Origin of the sequence: Prochlorococcus sp. MIT 1307, from assembly GCF_034092395.1 — a bacterium.
GTDB lineage: Bacteria > Cyanobacteriota > Cyanobacteriia > PCC-6307 > Cyanobiaceae > AG-363-K07.
In genome coordinates this window covers 303,135-328,687 of sequence record NZ_CP139301.1, presented here as the reverse complement: position 1 = coordinate 328,687, position 25,553 = coordinate 303,135, and the positions used below count along the sequence as shown (strand labels likewise).

At 35.0% G+C, this 25,553-nt stretch carries 21 protein-coding genes; 9 read left to right on the top strand and 12 right to left on the bottom strand.

Annotated features, from left to right (window positions below; translation table 11 throughout):
- The first annotated feature begins 66 nt into the window (after nucleotides 1–66).
- The 4 genes from SOI82_RS01800 to fmt all read left to right on the top strand — a co-directional run bounded on the left by SOI82_RS01800 (nucleotide 67) and on the right by fmt (nucleotide 4,544).
- Nucleotides 67–483: a DUF2996 domain-containing protein gene (locus SOI82_RS01800; RefSeq protein WP_320667684.1), complete on the top strand. Its 417-nt coding sequence runs from the start codon at nucleotides 67–69 to the stop codon at nucleotides 481–483.
- 214 nt (nucleotides 484–697) lie between these two features.
- Complete coding sequence (locus SOI82_RS01795) at nucleotides 698–2,140, top strand: TldD/PmbA family protein (protein WP_414153519.1); 1,443 nt, start codon at nucleotides 698–700, stop codon at nucleotides 2,138–2,140.
- Nucleotides 2,141–2,142: 2 nt separating this feature from the next.
- Complete coding sequence (locus tag SOI82_RS01790; protein WP_320667683.1) at nucleotides 2,143–3,528, top strand: TldD/PmbA family protein; 1,386 nt, start codon at nucleotides 2,143–2,145, stop codon at nucleotides 3,526–3,528.
- A complete protein-coding gene (fmt, locus tag SOI82_RS01785; RefSeq protein ID WP_320667682.1) occupies nucleotides 3,525–4,544 on the top strand; it encodes a methionyl-tRNA formyltransferase in 1,020 nt (339 codons plus the stop codon). Before SOI82_RS01790 ends, fmt begins: the two co-directional genes overlap by 4 nt.
- Here the strand turns inward: fmt and SOI82_RS01780 are convergent.
- The gene (locus SOI82_RS01780; protein WP_320667681.1) at nucleotides 4,541–5,260 is read right to left on the bottom strand and encodes a TerC family protein; all 720 of its coding nucleotides are present in this window, start codon (nucleotides 5,258–5,260) and stop codon (nucleotides 4,541–4,543) included. The two genes, fmt and SOI82_RS01780, sit on opposite strands and share 4 nt — an antisense overlap.
- Before the next feature lie 95 nt (nucleotides 5,261–5,355).
- On the opposite strand from SOI82_RS01780, the gene SOI82_RS01775 reads away from it, so the two are divergent.
- Nucleotides 5,356–6,111, top strand: coding sequence for a hypothetical protein (locus SOI82_RS01775; RefSeq protein WP_320667680.1), 756 nt, complete (start codon nucleotides 5,356–5,358; stop codon nucleotides 6,109–6,111).
- An 81-nt stretch (nucleotides 6,112–6,192) separates the two neighbouring features.
- On the top strand, nucleotides 6,193–9,771 hold the full coding sequence (mfd, locus tag SOI82_RS01770) for a transcription-repair coupling factor (protein WP_320667679.1): 3,579 nt from the start codon (nucleotides 6,193–6,195) through the stop codon (nucleotides 9,769–9,771).
- A 132-nt stretch (nucleotides 9,772–9,903) separates the two neighbouring features.
- Here the strand turns inward: mfd and SOI82_RS01765 are convergent, their stop codons facing one another.
- The 7 genes from SOI82_RS01765 to dapB form a co-directional block, all read right to left on the bottom strand.
- Nucleotides 9,904–10,224: a thioredoxin family protein gene (locus tag SOI82_RS01765; RefSeq protein WP_320667678.1), complete on the bottom strand. Its 321-nt coding sequence runs from the start codon at nucleotides 10,222–10,224 to the stop codon at nucleotides 9,904–9,906.
- A gap of 1,247 nt (nucleotides 10,225–11,471) precedes the next feature.
- A complete protein-coding gene (locus SOI82_RS01760; RefSeq protein WP_320667677.1) occupies nucleotides 11,472–12,080 on the bottom strand; it encodes a DUF4335 domain-containing protein in 609 nt (202 codons plus the stop codon).
- Between the two features lie 8 nt (nucleotides 12,081–12,088).
- Nucleotides 12,089–12,691, bottom strand: coding sequence for a DUF3038 domain-containing protein (locus tag SOI82_RS01755; protein ID WP_320667676.1), 603 nt, complete (start codon nucleotides 12,689–12,691; stop codon nucleotides 12,089–12,091).
- Nucleotides 12,692–12,953: 262 nt separating this feature from the next.
- Nucleotides 12,954–13,166: a DUF2949 domain-containing protein gene (locus tag SOI82_RS01750; protein WP_320667675.1), complete on the bottom strand. Its 213-nt coding sequence runs from the start codon at nucleotides 13,164–13,166 to the stop codon at nucleotides 12,954–12,956.
- Nucleotides 13,167–13,183: 17 nt separating this feature from the next.
- Nucleotides 13,184–14,344: an FAD-dependent monooxygenase gene (locus SOI82_RS01745; RefSeq protein WP_320667674.1), complete on the bottom strand. Its 1,161-nt coding sequence runs from the start codon at nucleotides 14,342–14,344 to the stop codon at nucleotides 13,184–13,186.
- 147 nt (nucleotides 14,345–14,491) lie between these two features.
- The gene (locus SOI82_RS01740; RefSeq protein WP_320667673.1) at nucleotides 14,492–15,136 is read right to left on the bottom strand and encodes a hypothetical protein; all 645 of its coding nucleotides are present in this window, start codon (nucleotides 15,134–15,136) and stop codon (nucleotides 14,492–14,494) included.
- A gap of 10 nt (nucleotides 15,137–15,146) precedes the next feature.
- Nucleotides 15,147–15,995, bottom strand: coding sequence for a 4-hydroxy-tetrahydrodipicolinate reductase (dapB, locus tag SOI82_RS01735; RefSeq protein WP_320667672.1), 849 nt, complete (start codon nucleotides 15,993–15,995; stop codon nucleotides 15,147–15,149).
- Between the two features lie 117 nt (nucleotides 15,996–16,112).
- Between dapB and SOI82_RS01730 the strand changes: the two genes are divergently transcribed.
- Complete coding sequence (locus SOI82_RS01730; protein WP_320667671.1) at nucleotides 16,113–20,138, top strand: magnesium chelatase subunit H; 4,026 nt, start codon at nucleotides 16,113–16,115, stop codon at nucleotides 20,136–20,138.
- A 7-nt stretch (nucleotides 20,139–20,145) separates the two neighbouring features.
- Here SOI82_RS01730 and folP read toward each other — a convergent pair whose 3' ends face one another.
- From folP to SOI82_RS01715, 3 genes are read right to left on the bottom strand one after another with little or no spacing between them, the layout of a single operon-like run.
- Nucleotides 20,146–21,024 (bottom strand): dihydropteroate synthase, encoded by an 879-nt coding sequence (gene folP / locus SOI82_RS01725; RefSeq protein WP_320667670.1) that lies wholly within the window; start codon nucleotides 21,022–21,024, stop codon nucleotides 20,146–20,148.
- Entirely contained in the window at nucleotides 20,978–21,709 is a 732-nt protein-coding gene (gene tpiA, locus SOI82_RS01720; protein WP_320667669.1) for a triose-phosphate isomerase, read from the bottom strand. The genes folP and tpiA overlap by 47 nt, the downstream gene beginning before the upstream one ends.
- A gap of 14 nt (nucleotides 21,710–21,723) precedes the next feature.
- Complete coding sequence (locus tag SOI82_RS01715) at nucleotides 21,724–21,939, bottom strand: RNA-binding S4 domain-containing protein (RefSeq protein ID WP_320667668.1); 216 nt, start codon at nucleotides 21,937–21,939, stop codon at nucleotides 21,724–21,726.
- Nucleotides 21,940–21,980: 41 nt separating this feature from the next.
- Here SOI82_RS01715 and SOI82_RS01710 point away from each other — a divergent pair, with 41 nt between their 5' ends.
- On the top strand, nucleotides 21,981–23,714 hold the full coding sequence (locus tag SOI82_RS01710; RefSeq protein WP_320667667.1) for an ABC transporter ATP-binding protein: 1,734 nt from the start codon (nucleotides 21,981–21,983) through the stop codon (nucleotides 23,712–23,714).
- Between the two features lie 95 nt (nucleotides 23,715–23,809).
- Entirely contained in the window at nucleotides 23,810–24,037 is a 228-nt protein-coding gene (locus SOI82_RS01705; protein WP_320667666.1) for a DUF6447 family protein, read from the top strand.
- 19 nt (nucleotides 24,038–24,056) lie between these two features.
- Here SOI82_RS01705 and SOI82_RS01700 read toward each other — a convergent pair whose 3' ends face one another.
- A complete protein-coding gene (locus tag SOI82_RS01700) occupies nucleotides 24,057–25,385 on the bottom strand; it encodes a sodium:alanine symporter family protein (RefSeq protein WP_320668447.1) in 1,329 nt (442 codons plus the stop codon).
- Nucleotides 25,386–25,553: the final 168 nt, after the last annotated feature.

The following is a 25,553-nucleotide window of genomic DNA, read 5'->3' as shown; positions in this document are numbered from 1 at the left end:
ATGATTCATTCTGTGAGATAGTATATAGATATACTCAATACCACAATCCTCCACTCATAACGCAAAATGGGATCATCTAACATAGAGGAAATAAATACCTCTTCTAAACCGCCAAAACCACTAAAACCAGAAGATAAGCCCTTTGAAGAATTTATCACGCATGATTTTATACCCGGATTAAATAATGCCCTTACTAAGATTGGATTCCCTCCTGATAATTTACTTTTAAAAGAAGCTGATAGGCCAGTAACCGGAGGAATGTGTTGGATAGTTTCAGGTCAATTACCTAAAGGAAGGCGTTTCTGGTTATGCTTTAGTAGTAATAAAATCACATCTAGTAAAGTAGTTGCTCTTGCAGAAGAAGGGGCGGAGCCAACTGTACTCGAATCATTCTTAATAGATGAACGAAAAATTACTCTTGCATTATTAATTTCTAGGCTTTTACAACGATTAAATGGACAAAAGTGGCTAGGTGCTAATTAAATATTATTCTTAATAATTAAATGAAAAATTTCGTTGATTATTTCTTAATATCTAAAATAGACATACCTATTGAGTTAGGTCGGTGTTCAATTAGTTACCGATTAACATAATTATATTGAAATTGTCATATCTAGCTTACTGGCATATTAGAATAGAATATAGCATTGCTCCACTAAATCAAGCTGATTCCCTGCCCTTTATCACCTCTAAGTATTTGAGCACTAACATCCAACCGATATCGAAGAATCTTCCTTCGGATGAATTTAATTTGTCTTGGAGGAATTCTCTGGAAAGTTTGCTTTGGATAGGTAAGTCCTCTGGAGCAGATCTAATAGAGATTTTTCTTGAAAATACAGATAATATAAGTATTCTTGCAGAACAAGATACCATTACTAGTGTCAGCCCTTCATTTGGGAAAGGAGCAGGCATTAGGGTTTTTCGGAATAATAGAGATGGATTTGTTAGTACAAATGATTTATCTGAAAATGGGTTAAAGGAAGCTTTAACCCAAGCTTTAGGGATGCTTGGTCTAGATGCATCTAATATTAATAATCATAAGTTTCAAGAATTATCAAATTTCAGGGATTATGGAGCTAATAAAACTAAATGGTTAGTAGGGTGCCCAAATTTAGAAGAAACTAGTAATACTTTATTATTAGCAAATAACCAACTTAAAACATATGGTAAGCATGTAGAAGTCCGCCGGTCATCTTATTCAAGATCATGGCAGGAGGTTTTGATTGCGACCAGTGATGGAACATTTGCAAAAGATATTCGCCTACACCAGTCTATTGGTTTAAATCTTCTTGTTTCTGATAAAGATCACCGATCAAGTATTGGAAGAAGATATGGTAGTTCTTCAACCCCTGATGAATTACGCAATTGGGATTCAGAGAAATCAGCTCAAGATCTTTGTGAGAGTGCAGAAAAAATGCTTTATGCAGATTATGTAAAGGCGGGGCAAAAGCCTGTAGTTTTAGCAAACAAATTTGGTGGAGTTATTTTTCATGAGGCTTGCGGACATTTGCTAGAAACTACACAAATCGAACGTGGAACTAGTCCCTTTGCGGATCAAATAAACCAAAAAATAGCCAATGAAGCTGTAACAGCAATTGACGAAGGTAATACGATAGGAGCTTTTGGATCCTTGTCTATAGATGATGAAGGAATGGAGCCCCAGCGTACAGTTTTGATAGAACAAGGAATACTTAAAGGTTTCTTATGCGACCGAGCAGGAGAAATGAGAACTGGCCACCCTCGAACTGGTAGTGGGAGGCGACAAAATCATACTTTTGCCTCAGCAAGCCGAATGCGAAATACTTATATAAAAGATGGAATATATAGCCCTGGCCAATTAATAGAAAGTGTAGATGATGGTTTATATTGCAAGTCAATGGGCGGAGGAAGTGTTGGGCCTACAGGGCAATTCAACTTTTCTGTAGAAGAGGGGTACCTTATTAAAAATGGAAAATTAGACCAACCAGTAAAAGGAGCGACACTAATTGGAGAAGCAAAGGAAATCATGCCACGAATATCTATGTGTGCAAATGATCTTGATCTAGCAGCTGGTTTCTGCGGGTCTATAAGTGGAAATATTTATGTAACTGTTGGGCAACCACATATCAAAGTAGATTCAATTACGATAGGAGGTCGTTAACCATGAATCAATCACTTAATAACACAAGTAATTTAATTAATTCTAATAGGCTTATAGATCAACTGAATAATCTAACTCAAGATAAATCGATTAAACAATGGGACTTAGGAGCTACCACTAGTAAAGATTTATCCGTACAAGTTGATAAAGGTGAACCAAAGCAATTAAAAGCATCACAGAGAAGTACTGTAACAATTCGAGTTTGGAACATGCTAGGACTCGTAGGTACTACGAGCACTTCAGATCTTAGTGAGATAGGCCTTCGTAAAGCTTTTCAGGGTGCATATCAAGCTAGTCAATTTGGCAACCCCAATGAGATACCAAACTTCTCACCCTTATGTAAGGCACCTTTGCCTGAACTTGTTAAGCCTGTTAAAGATTTTGTTGGAATAAAAAATTTACTAGAATTGCTAAGGGATGCTGAATCAAAGCTATTAAATATACACAAAGCAATTCAGACTGTTCCTTATAATGGAATAGGTGAGACATTATTTGAAAGAGTATATATTAATAGCGAAGGAGCAATGAGGCATATTAAGTCAAGTCAAGCTAGTCTATATCTATATGCTAGAGCTCAAGAAAAATCTAATAAGCCTCGAAGTTCAGGCGCTATAAGGTTAAGCTATAGTGTTGATGATCTTGAAATAGATTCTTGTATTAATGAAGCGGCATCACGTACGATTGATCATTTAAATTACAAGCCTATTGATACAGGTAAATATTTAATTTGCTTTAAGCCTGAAGCTATCCTTGATTTAATTGGAGCTTTTAGTAATATGTTTAATGCTAGATCAGTAATTGATGGAACTAGTTTATCTCATAAAGAATCATTAGGAAAACAAATCGCTGTACCCTCCCTATCTATATACGATAATGCATTACATCCATCCAATTATAGCTCATCTAGTTTTGATGGTGAAGGTACTCCAACTAGAAATTTATGTTTAATAAATGGAGGTACTTTAGAGAATTTCATTCATTCTGAAACTACAGCTAGGATATTTGGTGTTGAACCTACAGGTCATGCTGGTATAGGGTCAAAAGTATCAGTGGGATTAGATTGGCTTGTCATTGGAAGTAGTAATGAGAAGGACTTATTAAATTCTGAATTAAACAATAAGAGCTATCAAGGAAAATATATTATGATAGAAGGACTAAATGCACTACATTCTGGTATAAAGGCTAGTCAAGGTTCATTTTCACTACCGTTTGATGGTTGGTTAGTTAATAGAGGCGAAAGAACTTCTATAGAAGCAGCCACAGTGGCAGGCGATATAAAAGAAGTCTTAAATAAAATTATCCAAATAGAAGAGCAACAAGAGATAACACATCAAGGAGTTTCACCTCATATATGGGTTGATGGATTAACAATAACCGGAGAAGAATGAAAATTATTTTTTGGGGAACACCAAATTATGCAGCAGAAAGCCTATATTCTCTTATCCAATCTGAACATAAAGTTATTGCTGTAGTTACTCAACCTGATAAAAGACGAAATAGAGGTTCTAGAACTACTGCTTCACCAGTTAAACAGAAGGCTATGGAGAATAATATAAAGGTTTTTTCACCATACAACATAAAAAAACAACAAAATATTCAAGAAGAAATAGCCAACTTAAAAGCAGATATATATATTGTTGTAGCATTTGGACAAATCTTACCAATTGAAGTATTGAATCAACCACGCTTTGGTTGCTGGAATAGTCATGCATCTTTGCTGCCAAGATGGCGTGGAGCAGGTCCAATTCAATGGAGTTTAATTTCAGGAGACAAATCAACTGGTGTAGCAATTATGTTTATGGAGGAAGGTTTAGATACAGGCCCTGTCTTATTTCAATCAGAGATAAATATTGGTTTACTAGATAATGCTCAAGTTCTCACCAATAAACTTAGTAAACTTTCAAGTAATCTTTTACTTAAGACCCTTAATATTATAGAAAATAATACTAAATCTGAACCATATGGAATTCCAAAATTATTAGACCTTACCTTACAAGAGGATATACAAATTAAGCCTACCTATGCAAGATTATTAAGTAAGTCAGACTCACTTATAAATTGGAACACTAGCGCACTTGATATACATCGATTAGTTATGGGGGTATTTCCTAATTCATATACCTTCGTTCAAAGTAAGAGGCTAAAGATAATGGCGACGATACCACTATTAAACATAGCTAAAGATTACTTTTCAAAATTCGTGGATCCCTTAATGATTAACACATTACCTAAAGATTCTAAACCAGGCTCTATAATTTATTTATATAAAGATGTTGGACTTATAGTTTCAACTGCTGAATCATACTTGCTTATAACAGAGGCACAACTGGAAGGGAAAAAGCCTGTTAGAGGAAATAGTCTAATCCAACAATTAGGGCTAAATGTTGGAGAATCATTTAACTAATCATAGTTAGATTGATAATTACGTTTTGAGAAACCCCATATGAACAATAATATCATGCTAAGAAATACAAACCATTCAGGAATAACAAGTGAGGGGCTTAATAATATTATGAGTAATTTTAAACCAATTAAGCCTACTGCTATATAACCAGCAAGTTCAAGCCTTATAAACTCATCAAGCCATTTTATGAATAGTCCTGATGTAAATCTTAGGGCAATTACACCTATAATAGCTCCAGAAATAACAAGAAGAAACTGATCACTTATAGCAACAGCTGCAGCTACACTATCAATTGAAAATGCCAAATCTGTTAAAGCAAGCAAAAATATAGTTTTAATTAGGGATATGTTATTATTTTGTTCTTCTATGGCTTTATGATTATCTAGGCTAGAAAATCTTTCTCTAAATTTATTAAAGCAAAGTCCTAATAAATATATACTTGCTATAAGTTTAATTGGCCAAAGCCTTAAAACAACCTGTGCCATAAGTATCAATATCACTCTTAGCACGAGTGATAGTAGTATTCCAATATTCAGTGCTATTTTTTGTGTCTCTTTGCTTTTTAACCTTCTTGTAATTGATGCAAGAGCTATTGCATTATCTGCCGATAATATTAGTTCTAGAGAGATTATTACTGGCAACAAAGGAGCTAATTCAACCCATTGGTCTATGCCGTCCAATAATGGTGTTAGAGATCTTAGAGCTGCTGAGTCCATAGGATCATGTCAAATAAAAACACATCGCTATAAATTGTTCGGTTGGTCAAAAAAATGTCTGATAATTAAGGTTACAAAGGGATACTAAAAGTGTTGTGATTAGGATCCAGTCAGAACTTTGCCACACAGAAGAGCATAAGACCATAGTCAGAGCCATAGCGTGGGATGGAGAATGTCCTCTTGGTAGTGCATTGGGAGAAGGTTCAACTACTTATATAGCAGAAGATAATGCTATTAAAAGGATTTTTAAACGTATCAAATTAGGAAATAAGTTAGAAGAATATTATTTAGAATTAACTATAGAACAAGAAATTCATCCAAATAAAGACACTATAAAGAATAATGATGGTGAAAATAATAACCCTACAGTCAATAAAGACGAAAAAAATATTATTTTTAATAACGGGAAAAATGTAGATAATTTTTTAACAACAACAAAAGAAGTTGAAGGTGAACCAGAAGAATGGAGTAAGGAACTAACTGATATTGACATGGAACTATCAAGATTAAAATGGGATAGAAACCAGGAAAATAAATTTATTAAGGAGAAATTTGGTTTTATCGATAGAGCCAGAATTACAAATTATCATGATCTTGTACAATATCTAAATGCTTTACGTGATACTAATCAAAGCAATATAAATGATGAAACACCAAAACCAAAAGCTCATTTAGCACTTTTAGAAGAGTCTGATAGCTTAATAAAACAATTGAAATGGAACACATCTATGGCCAGAGAATTTTTGTCAGTCAATATGAATGTAACAAGCAGGCAGCACTTAAATAATGAACAATTAGAACATTTCAATTTGCTTCTAAGATCTAAAGTCTCTAATCATGAGACAATGTAGGCATTCAATTATAAAGACCACATCTCACAAGCAACATACTATCCTCATTGATAGGCAAATAAAAATGGAGCGATACTAAACATGCCTCTTGAATCAGTAATGTTACAACTTCAGAAATCAATCATTACTGAGGAATTAATAGAGCGTACAAGTAGATCTAATAGATTGCTACTAAGTGGAGCAAGTAGGGCTGTTAGAGCTCTAATCAGTTCAGCTATAGCTAAATCCAAATCTAAACCATTATTGGTAATAGTTCCTACTCTAGAAGAGGCCTCAAGATGGTTCTCTTTACTACAGTTGATAGGCTGGAAAACTAATCACATATATCCAACAAGTGAAGGTTCACCATATGAATCAAATGAAACATCATCTGAAATAATCTGGGGTCAACTTCAAGTATTAAGTGATCTTCACTCTAGTTATAAAAATTCCTCACTTGCTATTGTAGCAACAGAAAGAAGTCTTCAACCTCACCTTCCACCTTCAAAAGAGCTTTTATCTTGTTTCTTAACTATAAAAAAGGGCGATGAAATTGATCTAGAAAATCTATCTTTAGAACTTTCAAAATTAGGTTATAATCGTTTAAATACAATTGACCAAGAGGGATCATGGGCACGAAGAGGAGACATAATAGATGTTTACCCAGTTAGTAATGAACTTCCAGTAAGGTTAGAATTATTTGGAGAAGAAGTTGATAAGTTAAGAGAGTTTGACCCTATTACACAAAAGTCATTGCAAGAAATTAATGATATTTGTTTAACTCCAACTAACTTTAACACTTTAATTGCTGATCAACTTAGAAAAGAATTTCCTTGCGAACTTGAGCAATTATTAGACGATGAAATTTTAGAAGAGATACTAGAAGGTAATTCACCAAAAGGTTTGCGAAAGGTTATGGGCTTAGCATGGGATGAACCATCTTCATTACTTGACTACATCTCAACGGAAACTTGTATAGTAGTAGATGAAAAAGATCAATGTATAGCACATGGTAACCAGTGGCTAAGTTATACAAGGGATTCCTTTAATGAGTTAATTTCTTCAAAGATAAATAAATCAATTGACTCTAAAGTCAAATATTCTGGAAGAATGCATAGGGATATCAATTCGAATTTTGAACTTATAAATAAATTTTCAGGATTTGACTTAAGTGAACTTAATGAATCGGTTGGGCATACTAATTCCTTCGATTTATCCAATAGAAGTATATCTTTTGTTCCTAATCAGTTTTCTAAAATATCTGAACAGATTAAGAAATTCACGAAAGAAAAATATCTTGTTTGGATCCTATCAGCACAACCTAGTAGGACAGTCACTCTGCTAGAAGAACATGATTGTACTGTTCAATATATACCAAATAACAAGGATCAGCAGGCAATTTCTCGACTTCTAGAGCAAAGGACACCTGTAGCATTAAAGATTTCATCTAATAGTGATATTGAGGGATTAGTAATGCCTGCATGGAAAATAGTAATATTAACCGACAAAGAATTTTTTGGTCAGCAAAGTATTCTTTCTACTGGTTACATAAGAAGAAGACGGGCGGCTGAAAGTATAGCTGTAAATCCTAATAAAATGAAAGCTGGAGATTATGTAGTGCATAGAAATCATGGAATAGGTCAATTTCTTAAATTAGAAAAACATGCAATTTCTGGAGAAATAAGAGATTATTTAGTAGTACAGTACTCTGATGGAACTCTTAGTGTTGCAGCTGACCAACTAGGAAGTCTTGGTAGATATCGAGCAACTGATGGGAAGAAGCCAAAAATTAATAAAATGGGAGGAAGTGCTTGGTTAAAAGTTAAAGAGCGAGCAAAGAAACATCTAAAAAAAGTTGCATTTGACCTGGTTAAACTGTATGCAGAAAGAAGTAAGGCAGAAGGTTTTGCCTTTCCAAAGGATGGTCCTTGGCAAACAGAATTAGAAGACTCATTCCCATATGAGCCCACTACAGATCAAAAGAAAGCAGTTTTTGAAGTGAAAAAGGATATGGAACGAAAGCAGCCAATGGATAGACTAGTCTGCGGAGATGTTGGTTTTGGCAAAACAGAAGTCGCTGTACGTGCAATATTTAAGGCTATTACTGCTGGGAAGCAAGTAGCACTGCTTGCCCCAACAACAGTTTTAGCACAGCAACATTGGAGAACCATATCCGAACGATTTGCTCCCTATCCAATAAAAGTATCACTTCTAAATCGATTCAGATCGAACGCAGAGAAGAAGGTTATTATTAGTGAGCTAAATGATGGAAAAATAGATGCATTAATAGGAACTCATCAAGTTTTATCAACAAAGATAAAATTCAAAGGATTGGGCCTTCTAGTAATAGACGAAGAGCAAAGGTTTGGAGTAAATCAAAAGGAAAAGATAAAAAATTTAAAAAAGGATGTAGATGTTCTTACACTTTCAGCAACTCCAATACCACGTACTCTTTATATGAGTCTTTCCGGTATTAGAGAAATGAGTTTAATAACAACACCGCCACCACTCAGAAGGCCAATTAAGACTCATCTCTCTCCATATAATGATGAAGCTATACGTAGTGCTATTTGTCAGGAATTAGACCGAGGCGGGCAGATATTTTATGTAGTACCTAGGGTTGAAGGTATAAACGACGTTGCAGAAAGACTAAAGAAAATGGTACCTAAATTAAATCTTCTAGTGGCCCATGGACAGATGGATGAAGGAGAATTAGAAAATTCTATGGTTGCTTTCAATTCTGGAGAAGCTGATCTTATGTTATGTACAACAATTATCGAAAGTGGATTAGATATTCCACGTGTTAATACAATATTAATAGAGGATGGTCATAAGTTTGGTTTGTCTCAATTATATCAATTAAGAGGTCGTGTAGGACGCAGTGGTATCCAAGCACATGCTTGGATTTTCTATCCATCCAGCTCTGCATTAAATGATTCATCTCGTCAAAGACTAAGAGCTATACAAGAATTTGCTGAATTGGGAAGTGGATATCAATTAGCAATGAGAGATATGGAAATTCGGGGTGTAGGAAACCTACTTGGAGTAGAGCAAAGCGGTCAAATGGAAGTCATAGGTTTCGATCTCTACATGGAACTCTTACAAGAAGCACTAAGTGAGATACAAGGTCAAGATATACCTATTGTGGAGGAAACGCAAATAGATTTGACCTTAACCGCATTCATTCCTTCAGACTGGATCGTAAATAACGATGAAAAGATAGCAGCATACAGACTGGCTACTGAATGCAATAGTTCTGAATCACTAGTTGAATTGGCTACAACATGGTCAGATCGTTATGGTCAATTACCTGGACCAGTAGAAACCTTATTAGATTTAATGAAATTAAAGTTACTAACAAAGAAAACAGGTTTTTCCAGAGTAAAACAAGAAAATAATAACCTCGTATTAGAAACTACTATGCAGGAACCTGCGTTTATGTTATTACGTAAAGGGCTACCTAAACATTTACAAACTAGGCTGATATACCAAAATACAGGTTCTAATCAATCAAGGGTAGTTGCTCGAGGCCTAGGTATATTAACCGTAGATAAACAACTAGATCAATTGGTAGAATGGATAACATTAATGAACGATCAAATACCAGACTCAAGTGGATTTAACAAGCAACAGAAAATTAATAACATAAGAGAAAGGGATGACGATGTTATAAGCTTATAAAAAATAAAATCAGTATCTAATCACATAAAAAATTTATGTGATAAAGTTTAAACTTAAGAATCTTTAATTAAATTAAAATCTATTTAAGCTTTGAAATATTATTTAATTGGAAATAAGTATAAATTTGAAATTTTAATTCTTATTGTATTCATCTAATAAATTAGATAAACGATTACGAAAATCTCCTTTGGACATTCCTCCTTTTAAGTCACCTAATATTGTATAATTACTATCAGGATTATTAACAATAATGTAAGTAGGCCAACCCATACCCTCCTTGTTGGGGTATTTTTCTAATAGTATCTTTCTATATTTCCTATAATTTTCAGTATCTTGAAGCATAACATTGATAAATAGACATCCAAGTTCTTCACTAACAAGGGAATCGTAATGACTCATACGATGACATGTGCCACAATCTTCTGAGCTAAACTTGACAATAGTCAGAGGCATAATTAATTAGATCCATGTATATACTAATAATATTGCTAATTGAGGTTATTTTTCATTAATTTAGTTCATGGTATTATTTTGAAAGATATCTTAAGGTTAAGGAACAGTAAATCACATCAAATGTCACATTAGTATGGTATATATTAGTAATATAAAAAGCCTAATATTATTTGTTGTATTTTCATTACTCATCTGAATCCTTGTATATCCCTATAGCAGCACCTCCAAATATAAAAATGCAACCAATGGCGGGGAGTAAAAGAATACTTTTATCCCTTAAAGGGATAAAAGTTAAAAATTGGATAAAACCATAGGTTGCTAGTAGAAAAAATCCTAGTGATAAGAAATTAATAATATAAGCTCTATAAGGTAAGATAATACTATTTAGGTTAAATAACTTTAAAAAATTTTGTATCCCTGCAACCAAAGTAATGAATGTTGAAATAAAGGATATACTTAGTACGATCCAAAAAGGTGAATAATATATATAGAGAAGAGTTAATCCATAAAGAGAAAATAAGAATGCAATCCAGGCAGATGATGTTGAGTAATGATTGTTTTGATTCTTATCGATTCGTAAGAGTCTTTTTGTTGTTTTCATCTTAGTTTAATCTAGGTATTATCTGATTTTTTAAAATGATAACAAAAAATTTGGAAGTAAGCATAAGTTAAAAAATAAAGTTTAAATAATAAAATAAATGTACTTTACATATATGCAATTTTGAATTACTTAAATTTCTATTTTTACAATTACTTATGTCTAAAGAAGAATATTATCAATTTGAAAATTCGTATTATGCCTCCTATTAGCAATATCAAGCCCATTAGAATTCCTATTAAAATTGAAATTGTTACAATCAAAATCTTGAGCAAATCAAATGAGTCTACCAATATTGTAATTATCCTATGCCAGGAGTTTGAAATTATTGTAAGCCATTCATCTCTATTTGGGATTTGATTAAATGCATTTAAGATATAGCCTCCAATTAATAGCATTAATAATGCTTCTATAAACTGTCTCGATAACGAGATCTTTTTATTCGATTTATTTTTTCTAAAAACTTTTCTATTTTCAGAGCTTTTTCTTGTAATTTTATATGGCGTCATAAAGAAGGAAAGTTGGCAGTAAATGAATTGATTGAGTATAACAATAAGTTAATTTACTTTAGCAGATTAAATAGTTATTTCAACTATAATCATGCTATAGAAATAATTTAACAATAGACGGGGGGTTCTACTATTGGCTTTTATCTGTTTATCAATTCATTTCTAACATTATTTTTTGATTCGTTTTTATAAAAAATTTCAGGAGTTTGAATATTGGAAAGAATAAAAGCCACAAATAATAGTGAGCTAAGTCCAAGTATAGGTGTTAGAACTATATTTATTAGGGGTTTTCTTTCAACTTTCTCCCTATATCTAAGTGTTTCATATTTAGGGATATTCCATTTGATTTTTACTCGCTGATCATTAATAAGGTCATCAAGACATCTTATTAAATCTGCTAGAGAGGCATCATCTAAACTAATCTTTAATGGTTTTATACCCTCCTTACTACTTCTAAGAAGAATTAGATGACCTTCGTCAGTAGGGGCTATGGTAACAGGGCTATTAGGGCCGCCAAATTCTTTTCTTATCCCGGATATAGAATATCGTGCATATAAGAGAACTACAGACATAAGTGATTCGAGATGTTCTCTTTTTCCTTCAAGAATACTAGTTACTCCAATTAATTGAAGCTGCCATGTTGATAGTATTCCTATATTATCTGAATTTTGACTAAGTGAAATATCAGGTAATCCTTCAATAATTAAACGAGCAGAATTATGATCATATCGGTAATTTAGTTTAAACATAATATAAATTAAAAATTAGTGTCGAGTAGGCTAATTTGTAGTCTTTCTACAGCAGAAGGGCCAACACAGAAAGCTAATGTTAATATTAATCTTCTTACCGCTAGATCTGATGATTTAAGCTCTAGCAGTTTCTGGACAGCTCCGCGTCTTCTATTTAGACGTTCTTCTATTAAATCTTTGAGACGTTCTATAAATACATCCCACCTCTTTTTATTTTCTATTTCTGGTTCATTTGAAGAAATTAGTTGTCTCAGGTTAGGATAAAGTCTTTCAGACATTGTACATATTAGTAAAATCAAGGCATTAGTCTCTGTAGAGCTTAGAGTACCTCTTCTTGTAGCCTTCCTTAAGGGGTTATGACAACGACGTTTCCATATTTCTACTTGATTAGGGAACAGTGTACTTAGACCAATTTTATTACTTGTCCAAAGCATACCCTGACTACCATTTAGATCTAGAGCTTCAATTACCAGTAAAAGCAAGTCTAGACGCTCTAAGGCACGTCTTCCAAGTACTTTATTCTTCAATGTCGGTTCAGTGCTTTTCAAAAAAGGTTGTTGAATGAATTGTGAGCTTGAATTAATTGGTGTAATTTCGTTAGATTCATACATGTGATAATGCAGCCTTATGGGCTTTCAAGCAATAGGTCATGGCTTTTTTAATGATGTGCACACAATTGTTTACTCTTAAACTTTTATAATTATAAATATACTTGATAACATAAGATATTTATTTACTATAATAATTTCTGTCACAAAATTATTATAGTGGGATGAATTAGGTCTGTAAGTATAAGATTGACTTCTATAACTAAGTAAATGTAATAAATTAAATTAGAATAATAAAATCAATTAAATGAGTGTATCGTATAATTTAATCATTCTCTCTTTGCCAATCGATAACTTCTTGGTATTGCAATATGCTTAACAAGCCAAAACTCCATAGCATTATAGGCAATGGTGCCTGTTCAATTTCTGCCTGGCGTAAACCTAAGTCTATTGCTTTTTGACTTAAACCAACTTTTTGTAATAAGTGATTTATTAGTTTGTCGGAAAATGGTTGTTGCTTGTGTGTAGTAATTACCATATTTATATAATTAAAACTTAGATTCCTGAATTAGAGAAAAAAGTCTTTGTAGGTCCGTAGGTCATGATTTTTAGTGTAACCTTTTTTATTATAGGTATACTATCAACTAATTTCAAAACTAAGTAGCGTAATTTAATTACAAGAGGATTTCTTGTTGAAAATACTCTAACCAATAAATCTGTAATGATTAAAACTGAAACAATATCGAAAAACCTATTGACGCTGTATTGATGTTGTATTTTAGATAAATTTCTACTTTGTTTATTAAAGTTCTTTAATAGATTCGACAATTCTTCTACATCTCTTAAACAGAGATTTAAGCCTTGACCTCCAACCGGATGGCATGAATGAGCACACTCACCAACCAAAAAACCTTTTCCTTTATAAAATTGTTTAGCAATAGATAATTTCACTGGAAATACACAAGGTTTCTCTACGAGAACGTCTGGTTCTAAATTATAAGGCAAAATAGAAGCAAGAGAATCTAAAAACCTTGATTCATTTTGTTCTACTCTTGTTAAACATAAATCAAATGGTGCTGTCCAAATGACTTGATATATGTCATTTCCCATTGGCAGGATAGCCAGTGGGCCTTCTGATCTGAATATTTCATAGGCTGTCTTCATATCACTTCCTCTAAAAAGTATTTTTGCAGTAATGCAACCTTGCTTATATAAAGTCCCAAATAAATCTATTCCCCAATTATTCCTTGTCATTGAGTTTGTTCCATCAGCTGCTATGATTAATTCAGATGAATCATATTGATAATTTAGTGAATGACCAAAATGTGTATTAATTTGTTTAAGATTATCTATCTCCGTAAATAATGTATTCATTAAATTTTCATGTTCTATTATCCATCCAATACTATTATCATTGTGTTCATCATAATCAAGATCAGTTGGATTGAATAATATTTCTTTTTCATTTTCGTCGTCAAAAATTAATAGTTTATCGAATGATATTAGATAAGGTTCTAGTTTATCCCATATATTGATTTGTTTAAGTAGAATTCTTGTTGATTGTGATAAAGCATATGCTCTACTCTTTGATGCAATCTCATGTTTTAGTTTCGGATCGTATAAATTAATTGTAGAGCCTGAACATGCTAAGGCTAAAGCTAATGTGGCTCCTGTAGGACCAGAGCCTAATATTGTTATAATTGAAGTTTTGATCATATTAATCAACTAAATCCTAATTAGACATAATATACCTTTCCCTATTCTAACTCTTAAAACATTGCTCATATGAACCTTACATAGAATTGATGTAATAGTATAATTTTATTTAGATAAAAGATAAAGATGATATATAATTAAGTTAATTTAACTTAAACGGAATTTGCACAATTCCTCAAAGGCAGGACGTAGTAAATATGGGTATTCTCCTACCCATAATCTCTGAGAAGGTAGCCAAGCGTCAGTTATTGCAGAAATACTTTTAAAATCTCTACTTTGACTTAATACAATACATCTGATACTAGTTCCTCTTCTAATCGATTGATGAACTTTTTCCATTGGAAAATATACTTGTCCCAAATACCCTTCTTCATCTCCTATTTCTAAAAATAACCAAGTTCTCCGATTTTCTACAATCTCAAGTTTGCCAATTTTATTTGCTTGTTCCTGACGATTTTCTATTTTTTCTCTTGTGAAGATATCTTCTACACGACCGTCAAATAAAGCTGCAAAAGGATATTTACGAAGTTCTGCATTTTTATTTCCTGCCTCAACTATTGGTCCCCATAATATAAATAGTAAAAATACTACTCCTACTACTAACCATAGAGAATAAAATTGACTTGCGACCTGACTTTGACTTATCAACAAGGTTATAACTCCACCAATCGATGAAATCAGGATACGTTGGAGAATCTTCCTAGGGTTGCCTAATGCCTCACGAAATTGATTGCCTGTAGCGACTGCTGGTATAAGTTTCTGAAGCTCGCCCGATCGTAAAGGTAATAACATTTAGCTGAATTTAAAGAATCCTCTCAAGTCCGTAAACTAAGGTTTGAAGTTTACGGACTTTTCTAATGGTAAGTAAAACTCCAGGCATATAGGCAGACCTATCAATCGTGTCATGCCTAAGTGTATAGGACTCACCACTTGAACCAAACATGACTTCTTGATGGGCTACTAGACCAGGTAGACGAACAGAATGAAGCCTTAACCCACTCTCGCGTAAACCACCTCTGCAGCCTTTTAGTGATTCATGTTCATCGACCTTATTCTGATTAAATGTTTTGCCTAGTTCTTCTAAGATTTCTGCTGTTTTGATGCAGGTCCCACTAGGAGCATCAGCCTTGAAATTATGGTGCAGTTCTGTAAGCTCTGCATAGTCATAAAAGGATGCCGCTACGGCTGCTGCTTGTTGAAGTAAGACCATACCAACTGAGAAGTTAGGTATAACAGCGGTTCCTACGGAAGCCTTATTAGCAAAATCACTCAGATCATTAATTTGTTCTGTTGTTAGGCCGGTTGTACCGATAACTGGATGCACTCCGTAGGCTATAGCTGCTCTTGTGTGCTCATAGACAACTGAAGGGTGTGTGAAGTCAACTAGTACGACGCCGGAATTGGGGCCATCATTTTTTACCTCTTGACTCTTACTGCAAAGACATCCTTCAAGATCAGACGTTAAGCAAACTCCTAAAGCATCTAAACCTATCTCTAAACCTACATCTGTCCCCTCCTTGGCTTGGTCTACTTCTACAGCACCAACCAAGTCACAATCTCTTGCAGCATTGATTGCTTTAATTACCTCAATACCCATTCGGCCAAGAGCCCCAGCAACAATGACAGGAATTGGCTTGGCGTCATTAGACATAATTTTTTGAGCTTTTAAGACAAGGGTTATATAACCCTCCTTGTAACACGCGATGATCAATATTCGCGGTTAAGGCCTGCAGAACCTTAGGCTTGTACGAAATATTTAAGACTCGTTATGTTTACGCAGGTTAGCTCCGCCAGTCGCAGAGTTTCCCCTGCAGAGAATCATCAACATAGCTCTGTGATGAAGGTCGTTTATGTAGTACTTGAACCTCAGTACCAGAATTCTCTAACAGAAGCTGCAAATTCTCTAAACTCCTTAAATGGTCCTATAGGAGTTGAATTAAACGGATATTTAATTGAAGAATTAAGATCAACAGAGAATTTTGAAAATTTTAAGTCAGACATTGAGGTCGCAGATGTATTTATAGCTTCGCTCATTTTTATAGAAGATTTGGCACAAAAAGTTGTTGAGGTAGTAGAACCACACCGTGAAAGATTAAAAGCTTCGGTTGTATTTCCTTCAATGCCTGAAGTCATGAGGCTTAACAAGCTTGGAAGCTTTTCTATGGCTCAGCTTGGTCAAACAAAAAGCTTGATTGGCGACTTTATGAAAAAAAGGAAGGAAGCTGGAGGATCAGGCTTCCAAGACTCAATGCTTAAGCTTCTTAATACTCTCCCTGCAATTCTTAAATACCTTCCAGTAGATAAAGCCCAGGATGCTCGAAGTTTCATGCTTAGTTTCCAATATTGGCTTGGAGGTACTCCTGAAAATCTTCGAAATTTTCTCTTGATGCTAGGAGACAAATATGTTTTCCCAGGTGTAAATGATAATCATGAATCAAATATAGATATTGCTGAACCAGAAGTTTTTCCAGACCTAGGAATTTGGCATCCTCTTTCTTCAAAAATGTTTGAGGATATTAAGGAGTACCTCAATTGGAATGAAAGTAGAACTGATTTATCTGAAAAGGCTAAAAAGGGTCCAGTAATTGGTTTAGTACTTCAAAGAAGTCATATTGTCACTGGCGATGAGGCTCACTATGTTGCAATTATTCAAGAGCTCGAATATAGAGGCGCAAGAGTAATACCAATATTTTGTGGAGGCCTAGATTTTTCTAAACCAGTAAATGCTTTTTTCTATGACCCACTAGTAAAAGACAATCCACATGTTGATGGTGTTGTATCACTAACTGGATTTGCTTTGGTGGGGGGTCCAGCCAGACAAGATCATCCAAAGGCCATCGAGTCCTTAAAAAAATTAAATAGGCCTTATATGGTTGCCTTACCACTTGTTTTCCAAACAACTCAAGAATGGGAGGGTAGTGACTTAGGCCTTCATCCAGTGCAAGTGGCTTTGCAAATAGCAATACCAGAACTAGATGGAGCTATTGAACCAATAGTTTTATCTGGTCGAGATGATGCAACAGGGAAAGCACATACATTGCAAGACAGGGTAGATGCAATTGCCGAAAGAGCAATTCGCTGGTCCTCACTAAGAATTAAACCAAGAGCTGAAAAGAAACTAGCAATAACAGTATTTAGTTTCCCTCCTGATAAAGGAAATGTTGGAACAGCTGCCTATTTAGATGTATTTGGTTCAATTCATAGAGTCCTTCAAGAAATGAAAGGAAAAGGCTATCAAATAAATGATTTACCTAAAGATCCAAAATCATTAATGGAAAGTCTTATTAATGATCCAGAGGCTTTAGAGGGTTCTCCAGAGCTTTCTATAGCTCATAGAATGACTGTGGAAGAATATGAACGCTTTACAACTTATTCAGATAGATTAGAAGAAAACTGGGGGAAACCGCCAGGAAATCTAAACAGTGATGGGCAACATCTCTTAATTTATGGTCGACATTTTGGCAATGTATTTGTAGGAGTACAACCAACATTTGGTTATGAAGGTGATCCTATGCGACTTCTCTATTCGCGTAGTGCTAGCCCTCATCATGGATTTGCAGCCTATTACACATATATAGAAAAAGTTTGGAAGGCGGATGCAGTTCTCCATTTTGGAACGCACGGTTCACTCGAGTTTATGCCTGGAAAGCAAATGGGAATGAGTGAAACATGTTATCCAGATTCGTTAATTGGTGGACTACCTAATCTTTATTATTATGCGGCAAATAATCCATCAGAAGCCACAATCGCAAAAAGGCGTGGATATGCTTCAACCATAAGTTACTTAACTCCCCCAGCAGAAAATGCAGGGCTTTATAAGGGACTAAAAGAACTTAGTGAACTAGTTGGTTCATATCAACAATTACGAGAAAGTGGCAGAGGTGTACAAATCGTAAATGCAATTATAGAAACAGCTCGTAAATGTAACTTAGATCAGGATGTTAACTTACCAAATGAAGATGCATCTTTACTAGATTTAGATAATCGGGATTCTGTAGTTGGTTCTGTATATAGCCAATTAATGGAAATAGAGAGTCGGTTGCTTCCTTGTGGCTTACACACAATTGGTAAGCCACCTACAGCTGAAGAGGCTATTGCGACTATAGTTAGTATTTCATCTCTTGAAAGAGAAGAAGATGGCTTACGCTCATTACCAGGTCTTTTAGCAGAATCAATTAATAGAAATATCGAAGATATTTATAAAGGTAATAACACTGGAGACTTGAAAGATGTTGAACTAAATAGAAGTATTACTGAAACAACCCGAGAAGCAGTTAGTGCTTTAGTTCTTTCTCTTACTGGAACAGATGGAAGAGTCAATATGCGCAAGAATATCATTACTAGAATTGTTGATTTTCTCAAAAAGCTTGGATTTAAATTTCAAGAGCCCTGGATGAAAGCTTGTACTAGAAGAGGGTTTAAAAATGTAGATTCCTTATCTTTAGACAAATTATTTGAATATTTGAGATTTTGCCTTGATCAGATATGTGCAGATAAGGAAATGGAGAGCCTTTTAAAGGCATTAGATGGAGATTATGTACTACCAGGACCTGGTGGGGACCCAATAAGAAACCCCGGAGTACTACCAAGTGGAAAAAATATACACGCACTAGACCCACAATCCATTCCGACAACAGCAGCTGTAGCTGCAGCGAAAGGAGTTGTAGACAAATTAATAGAACGCCAAAGAGAAGAACAAGGTGACTGGCCTGAGACAATAGCCTGTGTACTTTGGGGTACAGACAACATTAAAACTTATGGAGAATCACTTGCACAAATACTATGGTTCGTAGGTGTTAGACCAAAATCAGACTCCGTAGGAAGAGTTAACAAATTAGAACTAATCACATTAGAGGAATTAGGCAGGCCACGAATAGATGTAGTTGTAAATTGTTCAGGTGTATTTAGAGATTTATTTATTAATCAAATGGCACTTATTGATCAAGCAGTAAAATTAGCAGCCGAAGCAGATGAACCTGTAGAAAGTAATTTTGTTAGAAAACACGCTTTAGAACAAGCACAAAAAGAAGGAACAAGTATTAGAGAAGCAGCATGCAGAGTCTTTTCAAATGCTAGTGGAAGTTATAGTTCTAATGTTAATCTGGCAGTTGAAAATTCAACTTGGGAAGAAGAAGGCGAGTTGCAAGAAATGTACTTATCTAGAAAAACATACGCATTTAATGCAGATAATCCAGGAGAGATGAATCAAAAACGACAGGTTTTTGAATCTGTAATGAAAACTGCTGATGTTACCTTCCAAAATCTAGATTCATCAGAAATTTCATTAACAGATGTCAGTCATTACTTTGATTCTGATCCAACAAATTTGATCAAGAATCTAAGAGATGATGGAAAGACACCAAGTAGTTATATAGCTGATACGACTACAGCGAATGCTCAAGTTCGATCCCTAAGTGAAACAATTAGACTTGATTCAAGAACAAAGCTTTTAAACCCAAAATGGTACGAAGGAATGCTTAATTCAGGTTATGAAGGGGTTAGAGAGGTTTCAAATAGGCTTAATTACACCTTAGGTTGGAGTGCCACAAGCGGACAAGTAGATAATTTCGTTTACGAGGAGTCAAACGAAACATTTATCAATGATCCCGAGATGAGGAAACGTCTTATGGAAATGAACCCACATAGTTTCAGAAGAATTGTTGGTACATTACTGGAGGTAAATGGAAGAGGTTACTGGGATACATCTGAAGAGAATATAGAGCAATTAAAGGAGTTGTATCAAGAGGTTGAAGATAGAATAGAAGGGGTAAGTAATCCCGATATGGAAAACTAATATTTACTTATTTTAGTGGTTTAAATATTTCTTTAGCCATTCTTATGGTCTGTTTAATAGGAAAAACATCATGAACACGTATTAGAGCAACATTTGCCTGAACACATCTAGAAGCTATCGCTGCTGAGCCCCATATCCTTTTTTCATAATTGCTTTCACTAAGGACCTTTCCAATAAAACGTTTTCTTGAAGGGCCTAGAAGAACAGGAAACCCATTTGAACAAATAGATTCTAATTCTCTAATTATAGTTAAATTTTGAATAGTATTTTTTGCAAAACCAAGTCCAGGATCCCATATTATTTGTTCTGATGAAACACCAGCCTTAATTGCCTCTTCAGAAGATCTTAGCAACTCTAGGCAAACATCATTAGTAATATCCCTATAATTAGTTAATTTATCCATAGTGTAACTATTACCTCTACTATGAGTTATTATGAATGGACAATTTGTTTCCGCAACCAGGCTGAACATATTAGGATCACGCCTCCCCCCGCTAATATCATTAACCCAATTAGCTCCAAAATCTAATGCTTTTTCAGCAACTTTTGAATTAAAAGTATCAACAGATATTAGAACTTCGGGGTTGGATTTACGAATAGCTAATATAGCTGGTTTTAATCGCCTTAACTCTTCTTGAATACCTACTTCTTCTGATTTTGGTCTAGTGCTTTGGGCTCCTATATCTATTATATTTGCTCCATCAGAAATTAGTTGAGAAGCCCGCCGATTAGCTAATTCAGGGTCCAGATATAGGCCTCCATCACTGAATGAATCAGGAGTTACATTCAAGACCCCCATCAAACATGTTTCCTCTCTCCAACCCTTCGGCCAGAGATTATTAGATATTTTGGTAATTGACAATTCTCGCAAAGCTTTCTGGTTCAAGTGAAGCCCCTCCAACTAATACACCGTCTATATCACTCATAGCCATTAATTCGTCAATATTTCCTGGTTTTACTGAACCTCCATATTGAATAATCAAATTTGAGGAATTAACCCAATTGCGAATTAAACCACAAATTCTATTTGCTTCTTTTGCTTCACATGTCTTTCCTGTTCCAATAGCCCATATTGGCTCATATGCAACTACTAATTTTTCTGGGTCTGTATCTTCTAGACCTTGTTCAATTTGTCTTCGTATAACTCTTTCTGCTTCCCCTCTTTCTCTCTGTTCGTCAGTTTCACCTACACAGACAATTGGAATCAAGTCATGAGATTGAGCAGACTTAGCTCTCTTATTAATTTGTTCATCACTTTCACTAAAATATTTGCGAGGCTCACTATGACCAACAATTGTATATTTCGTTTGAAACTCTGTAAGCATTGTAGGAGATATTTCCGCTGTATAAGCTCCCTTATCCTCCCAATGTACATTCTGGCTAGAAATTTCAACTGCTGTACCTGAAACAGTTTCAGCCAGGGTCGATAAGGCGGTAAATGGTGGTGCTATAACCAGATGTCGATCATTAGGTGTTGCTTCTACAAGAGGGAGAAATCTATTCATGTAATCCTTTGTCTGAGCACAGGTCATGTGCATTTTCCAATTTCCAGCAATAACAGGCTTACGCACGCGTTCCACCTCTACTAATCGTTACTTGCCAACCTACGGCCTAGAGCATCAGTTTCATTAAAAATCAACTTAATATTGCCAAGGGTTACCTGATCACCATGGCACAGTTTCCTACCTCGCCTAAGTTCTACTGAACCATTAACGGACACCTGGCCGGTGTTAATAACATGTTTAGCTTCGCCACCTGTCGAAACTAAACCCTCCCATTTCAAGAATTGATCAAGCTTCATTGAAAGCAGGGATGATTTTCCAACACTGTTAGTTTGAGCGAATGTTTTCTCAATCCGAAGCTGGCTTTAGAAGACTGCTTCCACTTCTCAAACCTCACAAACGAAACCTTTTGTTGGGAGGATGCTCCATGGTGGTCTATGTAGCCTGTTGGCCAATTTTAGCAAGGCTTGCTGGTGAACTAATACCTAACATAGGAGAAGGTAACCTTATCAATGTATCTAAAGTAATTACAATTGCACTGCTAGTTTTTCTAATTCAAAAATTAGCCCAATTTGCACAAGATACCTTTTTAGCTCAACCAGCACTCAAAATCAGCCAAGAACTGAGAAGTCAAATATTTAGCAGATTGCAAAAAGTAGAATTAGGTTCCTTAGAAAAACTTTCATCAGGAGATATTGCATATAGATTGACAGAAGATGCAGATAGGGTTGGAGAGGTTATATATAAAACAATACAAGATACTGTACCTTGTTTTTTACAGTTAATTGCAGTATTTAGTTATATGATAATCCTAGACTGGCAACTTTCAACTGCCACTCTCTTTCTTGCGCCACTTGTCACAATTCTAGTAAGTGTATTTGGAAATAAAGTAATGAATGCAGCAGAGAAAAGTCAGAAGCAAGTTAGTGAATTAGCAGGACTTCTTGGAGAAGCAATCCAAGGAATACCATTAGTTAGAGCTTTTGCCGCAGAAATATGGATGCAAAGTAAATTTAATAAACAAATCGAATTACACCGATTAGCAAAATATAAAACCATGAGGTTGCTAGCACTACAACATCCAGTTGTTGGATTTATAGAGGCAAGTGGCATATTAGCTGTTTTCGCAATAGGAGCAGCTCGAATACAAAGTGGAGGGATGAACTCACAAGGCTTCAGTAGTTTTATCGCTGCCCTTCTAATGTTAATTGACCCTATTAGCCATTTAACAACTAACTTTAATGAGTTTCAACAAGGTCAGGCTTCATTAAAGCGTCTTAGAGAAATCGAGAATGAGCAATGTGAAGAAGAAGATTGTAATGAGCCAGTAATTTTAGAAAATGTTAAAGGAGAATTAATTTTAAAGGGGGTATGCTTTTCATATATTCCTAATAAGTCAATATTAAAAAATATTAGTTTAACTATAAATCCAGGCCAAGTAGTAGCCTTAGTTGGCCCATCAGGCGCCGGAAAAAGTACTATTTTTTCTCTCCTACTAAGATTTTTAAGACCTAATAATGGACAAATATTCCTAGATGGTCATGACATTTATAACCTTAAATCTGAAGACATAAGAAGATCTTTGGCATTAGTGCCACAAAGAGCATCAGTATTTACAGGAAGTATTTCAGATGCAATATCATTTGGTCGCAAGACGTCCATGGAGAAAATCATAGCTGCAGCAAAAATTGCCAATGCACATGAATTCATTATGGAATTATCAGATGGATATCAAACAATATTGGAAGAAAGAGGTACTAATATTTCAGGCGGGCAGTTACAAAGAATTGCTATAGCTAGAGCAGTTTTAGGTAATCCTGCTGTAATGCTACTTGATGAAGCAACCAGTGCATTAGATGCAGAAGCTGAAGAGTCAGTACAGTTAGGCCTAAATCGAGCAATGAAGGGTCGAACTGTTCTGGTAATTGCACATAGATTATCAACAGTCCAGGAAGCTGATCAAATAATTGTTTTAGATAAAGGTATTATCTGTGATAAGGGTAGTCATGATGAGCTTATTGCTAGAGATGGAAGATATAAAGAACTTTGCACTAAGCAGCTAATAAGGCAATAAAGCCCTAGAAATAATTTACAGATTTGGATTTAAGAATTTTAGCTTTTTTTCAACTCTATTCAACTAATATAAAACGGAAAAATTTTTTTTAAGAAATGTCAGATACAGCACCCAAACCGAATGAACCCATTCTGACTTTCGAAGGTAAACGTTATGACCTAAATGCTCTGCCCGACGAACTAAAGGAACTTGTTAGGGGAATGCAGGTTGCTGACGCACAATTACGAATGCATGAAGATACTTTAAAGGTTTTAGCTGTTGGTCGGCAATCAATGGCCGCCCAATTAAATCAAAAATTAAAGGGCATTGCGCCAATGCCCTGATAATTTTTATTATTTATTTCTATCCATTAAATTGATAGTTTCTAGACAATTTAAATACTGTTCCTGAAAGAAGAATAAGAGCTATCAGGTTTGGAATTGCCATAAGACCATTTAATGTATCTGCAACTGCCCAAACAACACCTCTGTTTCCTGCAACTGAACCAATAACAACAAAAGCTACCCAAACAAAACGAAATGGGAGAATAGCTTTCACTCCAAAAAGATATTCTGCACATCTTTCCCCATAAAGGCTCCAACCTAAAACTGTTGTAAAAGCGAAGACAACTAAGCCAACAAGGACTACCCATCCTGTTCCTTCTATTCCGCTATTAAAAGCGGCAATTGAAAGGTCAGAACCCGATGCACCTGTTTGGTAAGCCCCTGTAGTAATAATAACCAAAGCTGTCATTGTACAAATAATTAATGTATCTATAAAAGTTCCAAGCATCGCAATGGTCCCTTGTCTTACTGGATCGCTTGTTCTTGCAGAAGCATGTGCAATTGGAGCACTACCTAAACCAGCTTCGTTAGAAAATATTCCTCTTTTAAAACCCATAAGAACAACCTGTGCAAAAGTACCTCCAGCAGCTGCTTTACCTGTAAATGCATTTGCAAATATTGTTGCAAATGCATCAGGAATAGAAGAGATGTTATTAAGAAGAATTATCAAGCAAGCAATTATATAAAGTAAAGCCATCGTTGGAACAATTGCAGATGCTGCTTTAGCAATACGCTTTACACCGCCAATAATGACAGCAAAAACCAACACCCCTAGCAAAGCTCCCGTTACAAGCCTTGGAATTCCAACAATTGCTAGTGCACTAGAAACTTCAAAGCACTGAACTCCATTACCAATTCCGAAGCCTGCCAGCATTCCAAAAAGAGCAAATAATCCACCTAACCAAGTCCATTTAGGTCCAAGTCCATTTTTTATGTAATACATAGGACCGCCAACATGATTCCCAAGGGAATCAACTTCTCGATAATGAACAGCTAAGACAGCTTCGGCATATTTGGTTGCTATGCCAAAAAGGGCAATTAACCACATCCAAAATATTGCTCCAGGCCCACCAACAGCAATTGCAGCAGCTACACCTGCTATGTTTCCAGTTCCAATTGTTGCTGAAAGGGAAGTCATTAATGCCTGAAAAGGGCTAATTTCTCCTTTTTCTAATTTTGTTGTTTTGGACCTAAGAAGAATATTTATGGCATATGGGATACGAATAATTGGCATAAAGCCAAGTCCCAGTGTGAATAAAACTCCTGTAATTGCAATAAGAGTAACTGTAGGCCAACCCCAGGCAAAATTATTAATAGGTGTATTGATGAGATTAATTGCCTGTTCAATCGTTCCAGGGGTCTGAGCAAAATTTTGAAGGTGTTGACTGATTAAAGAGAGATTAATCACTTAGAATTAAAATTTTGACAATAGTCTCACAGATTGACTAGGTTTGCAACTAGATATAAAATCTTATTTAATTCTGAAAAAAATTTTACATCTACTCTGATTTTGATT

Bases quoted from the DNA above. Each gene is read 5' to 3' on its own strand.
- SOI82_RS01800 (WP_320667684.1), top strand. From the start codon at position 67: ATGGGATCATCTAACATAGAGGAAATAAATACCTCTTCTAAACCGCCA.
- SOI82_RS01790 (WP_320667683.1), top strand. From the start codon at position 2,143: ATGAATCAATCACTTAATAACACAAGTAATTTAATTAATTCTAATAGG.
- fmt (WP_320667682.1), top strand. From the start codon at position 3,525: ATGAAAATTATTTTTTGGGGAACACCAAATTATGCAGCAGAAAGCCTA.
- SOI82_RS01780 (WP_320667681.1), bottom strand. From the start codon at position 5,260: ATGGACTCAGCAGCTCTAAGATCTCTAACACCATTATTGGACGGCATA.
- mfd (WP_320667679.1), top strand. From the start codon at position 6,193: ATGCCTCTTGAATCAGTAATGTTACAACTTCAGAAATCAATCATTACT.
- SOI82_RS01765 (WP_320667678.1), bottom strand. From the start codon at position 10,224: ATGCCTCTGACTATTGTCAAGTTTAGCTCAGAAGATTGTGGCACATGT.
- SOI82_RS01760 (WP_320667677.1), bottom strand. From the start codon at position 12,080: ATGTTTAAACTAAATTACCGATATGATCATAATTCTGCTCGTTTAATT.
- SOI82_RS01755 (WP_320667676.1), bottom strand. From the start codon at position 12,691: ATGTATGAATCTAACGAAATTACACCAATTAATTCAAGCTCACAATTC.
- SOI82_RS01750 (WP_320667675.1), bottom strand. From the start codon at position 13,166: ATGGTAATTACTACACACAAGCAACAACCATTTTCCGACAAACTAATA.
- SOI82_RS01745 (WP_320667674.1), bottom strand. From the start codon at position 14,344: ATGATCAAAACTTCAATTATAACAATATTAGGCTCTGGTCCTACAGGA.
- SOI82_RS01740 (WP_320667673.1), bottom strand. From the start codon at position 15,136: ATGTTATTACCTTTACGATCGGGCGAGCTTCAGAAACTTATACCAGCA.
- dapB (WP_320667672.1), bottom strand. From the start codon at position 15,995: ATGTCTAATGACGCCAAGCCAATTCCTGTCATTGTTGCTGGGGCTCTT.
- SOI82_RS01730 (WP_320667671.1), top strand. From the start codon at position 16,113: ATGTTTACGCAGGTTAGCTCCGCCAGTCGCAGAGTTTCCCCTGCAGAG.
- SOI82_RS01715 (WP_320667668.1), bottom strand. From the start codon at position 21,939: ATGAAGCTTGATCAATTCTTGAAATGGGAGGGTTTAGTTTCGACAGGT.
- SOI82_RS01710 (WP_320667667.1), top strand. From the start codon at position 21,981: ATGTTTTCTCAATCCGAAGCTGGCTTTAGAAGACTGCTTCCACTTCTC.
- SOI82_RS01705 (WP_320667666.1), top strand. From the start codon at position 23,810: ATGTCAGATACAGCACCCAAACCGAATGAACCCATTCTGACTTTCGAA.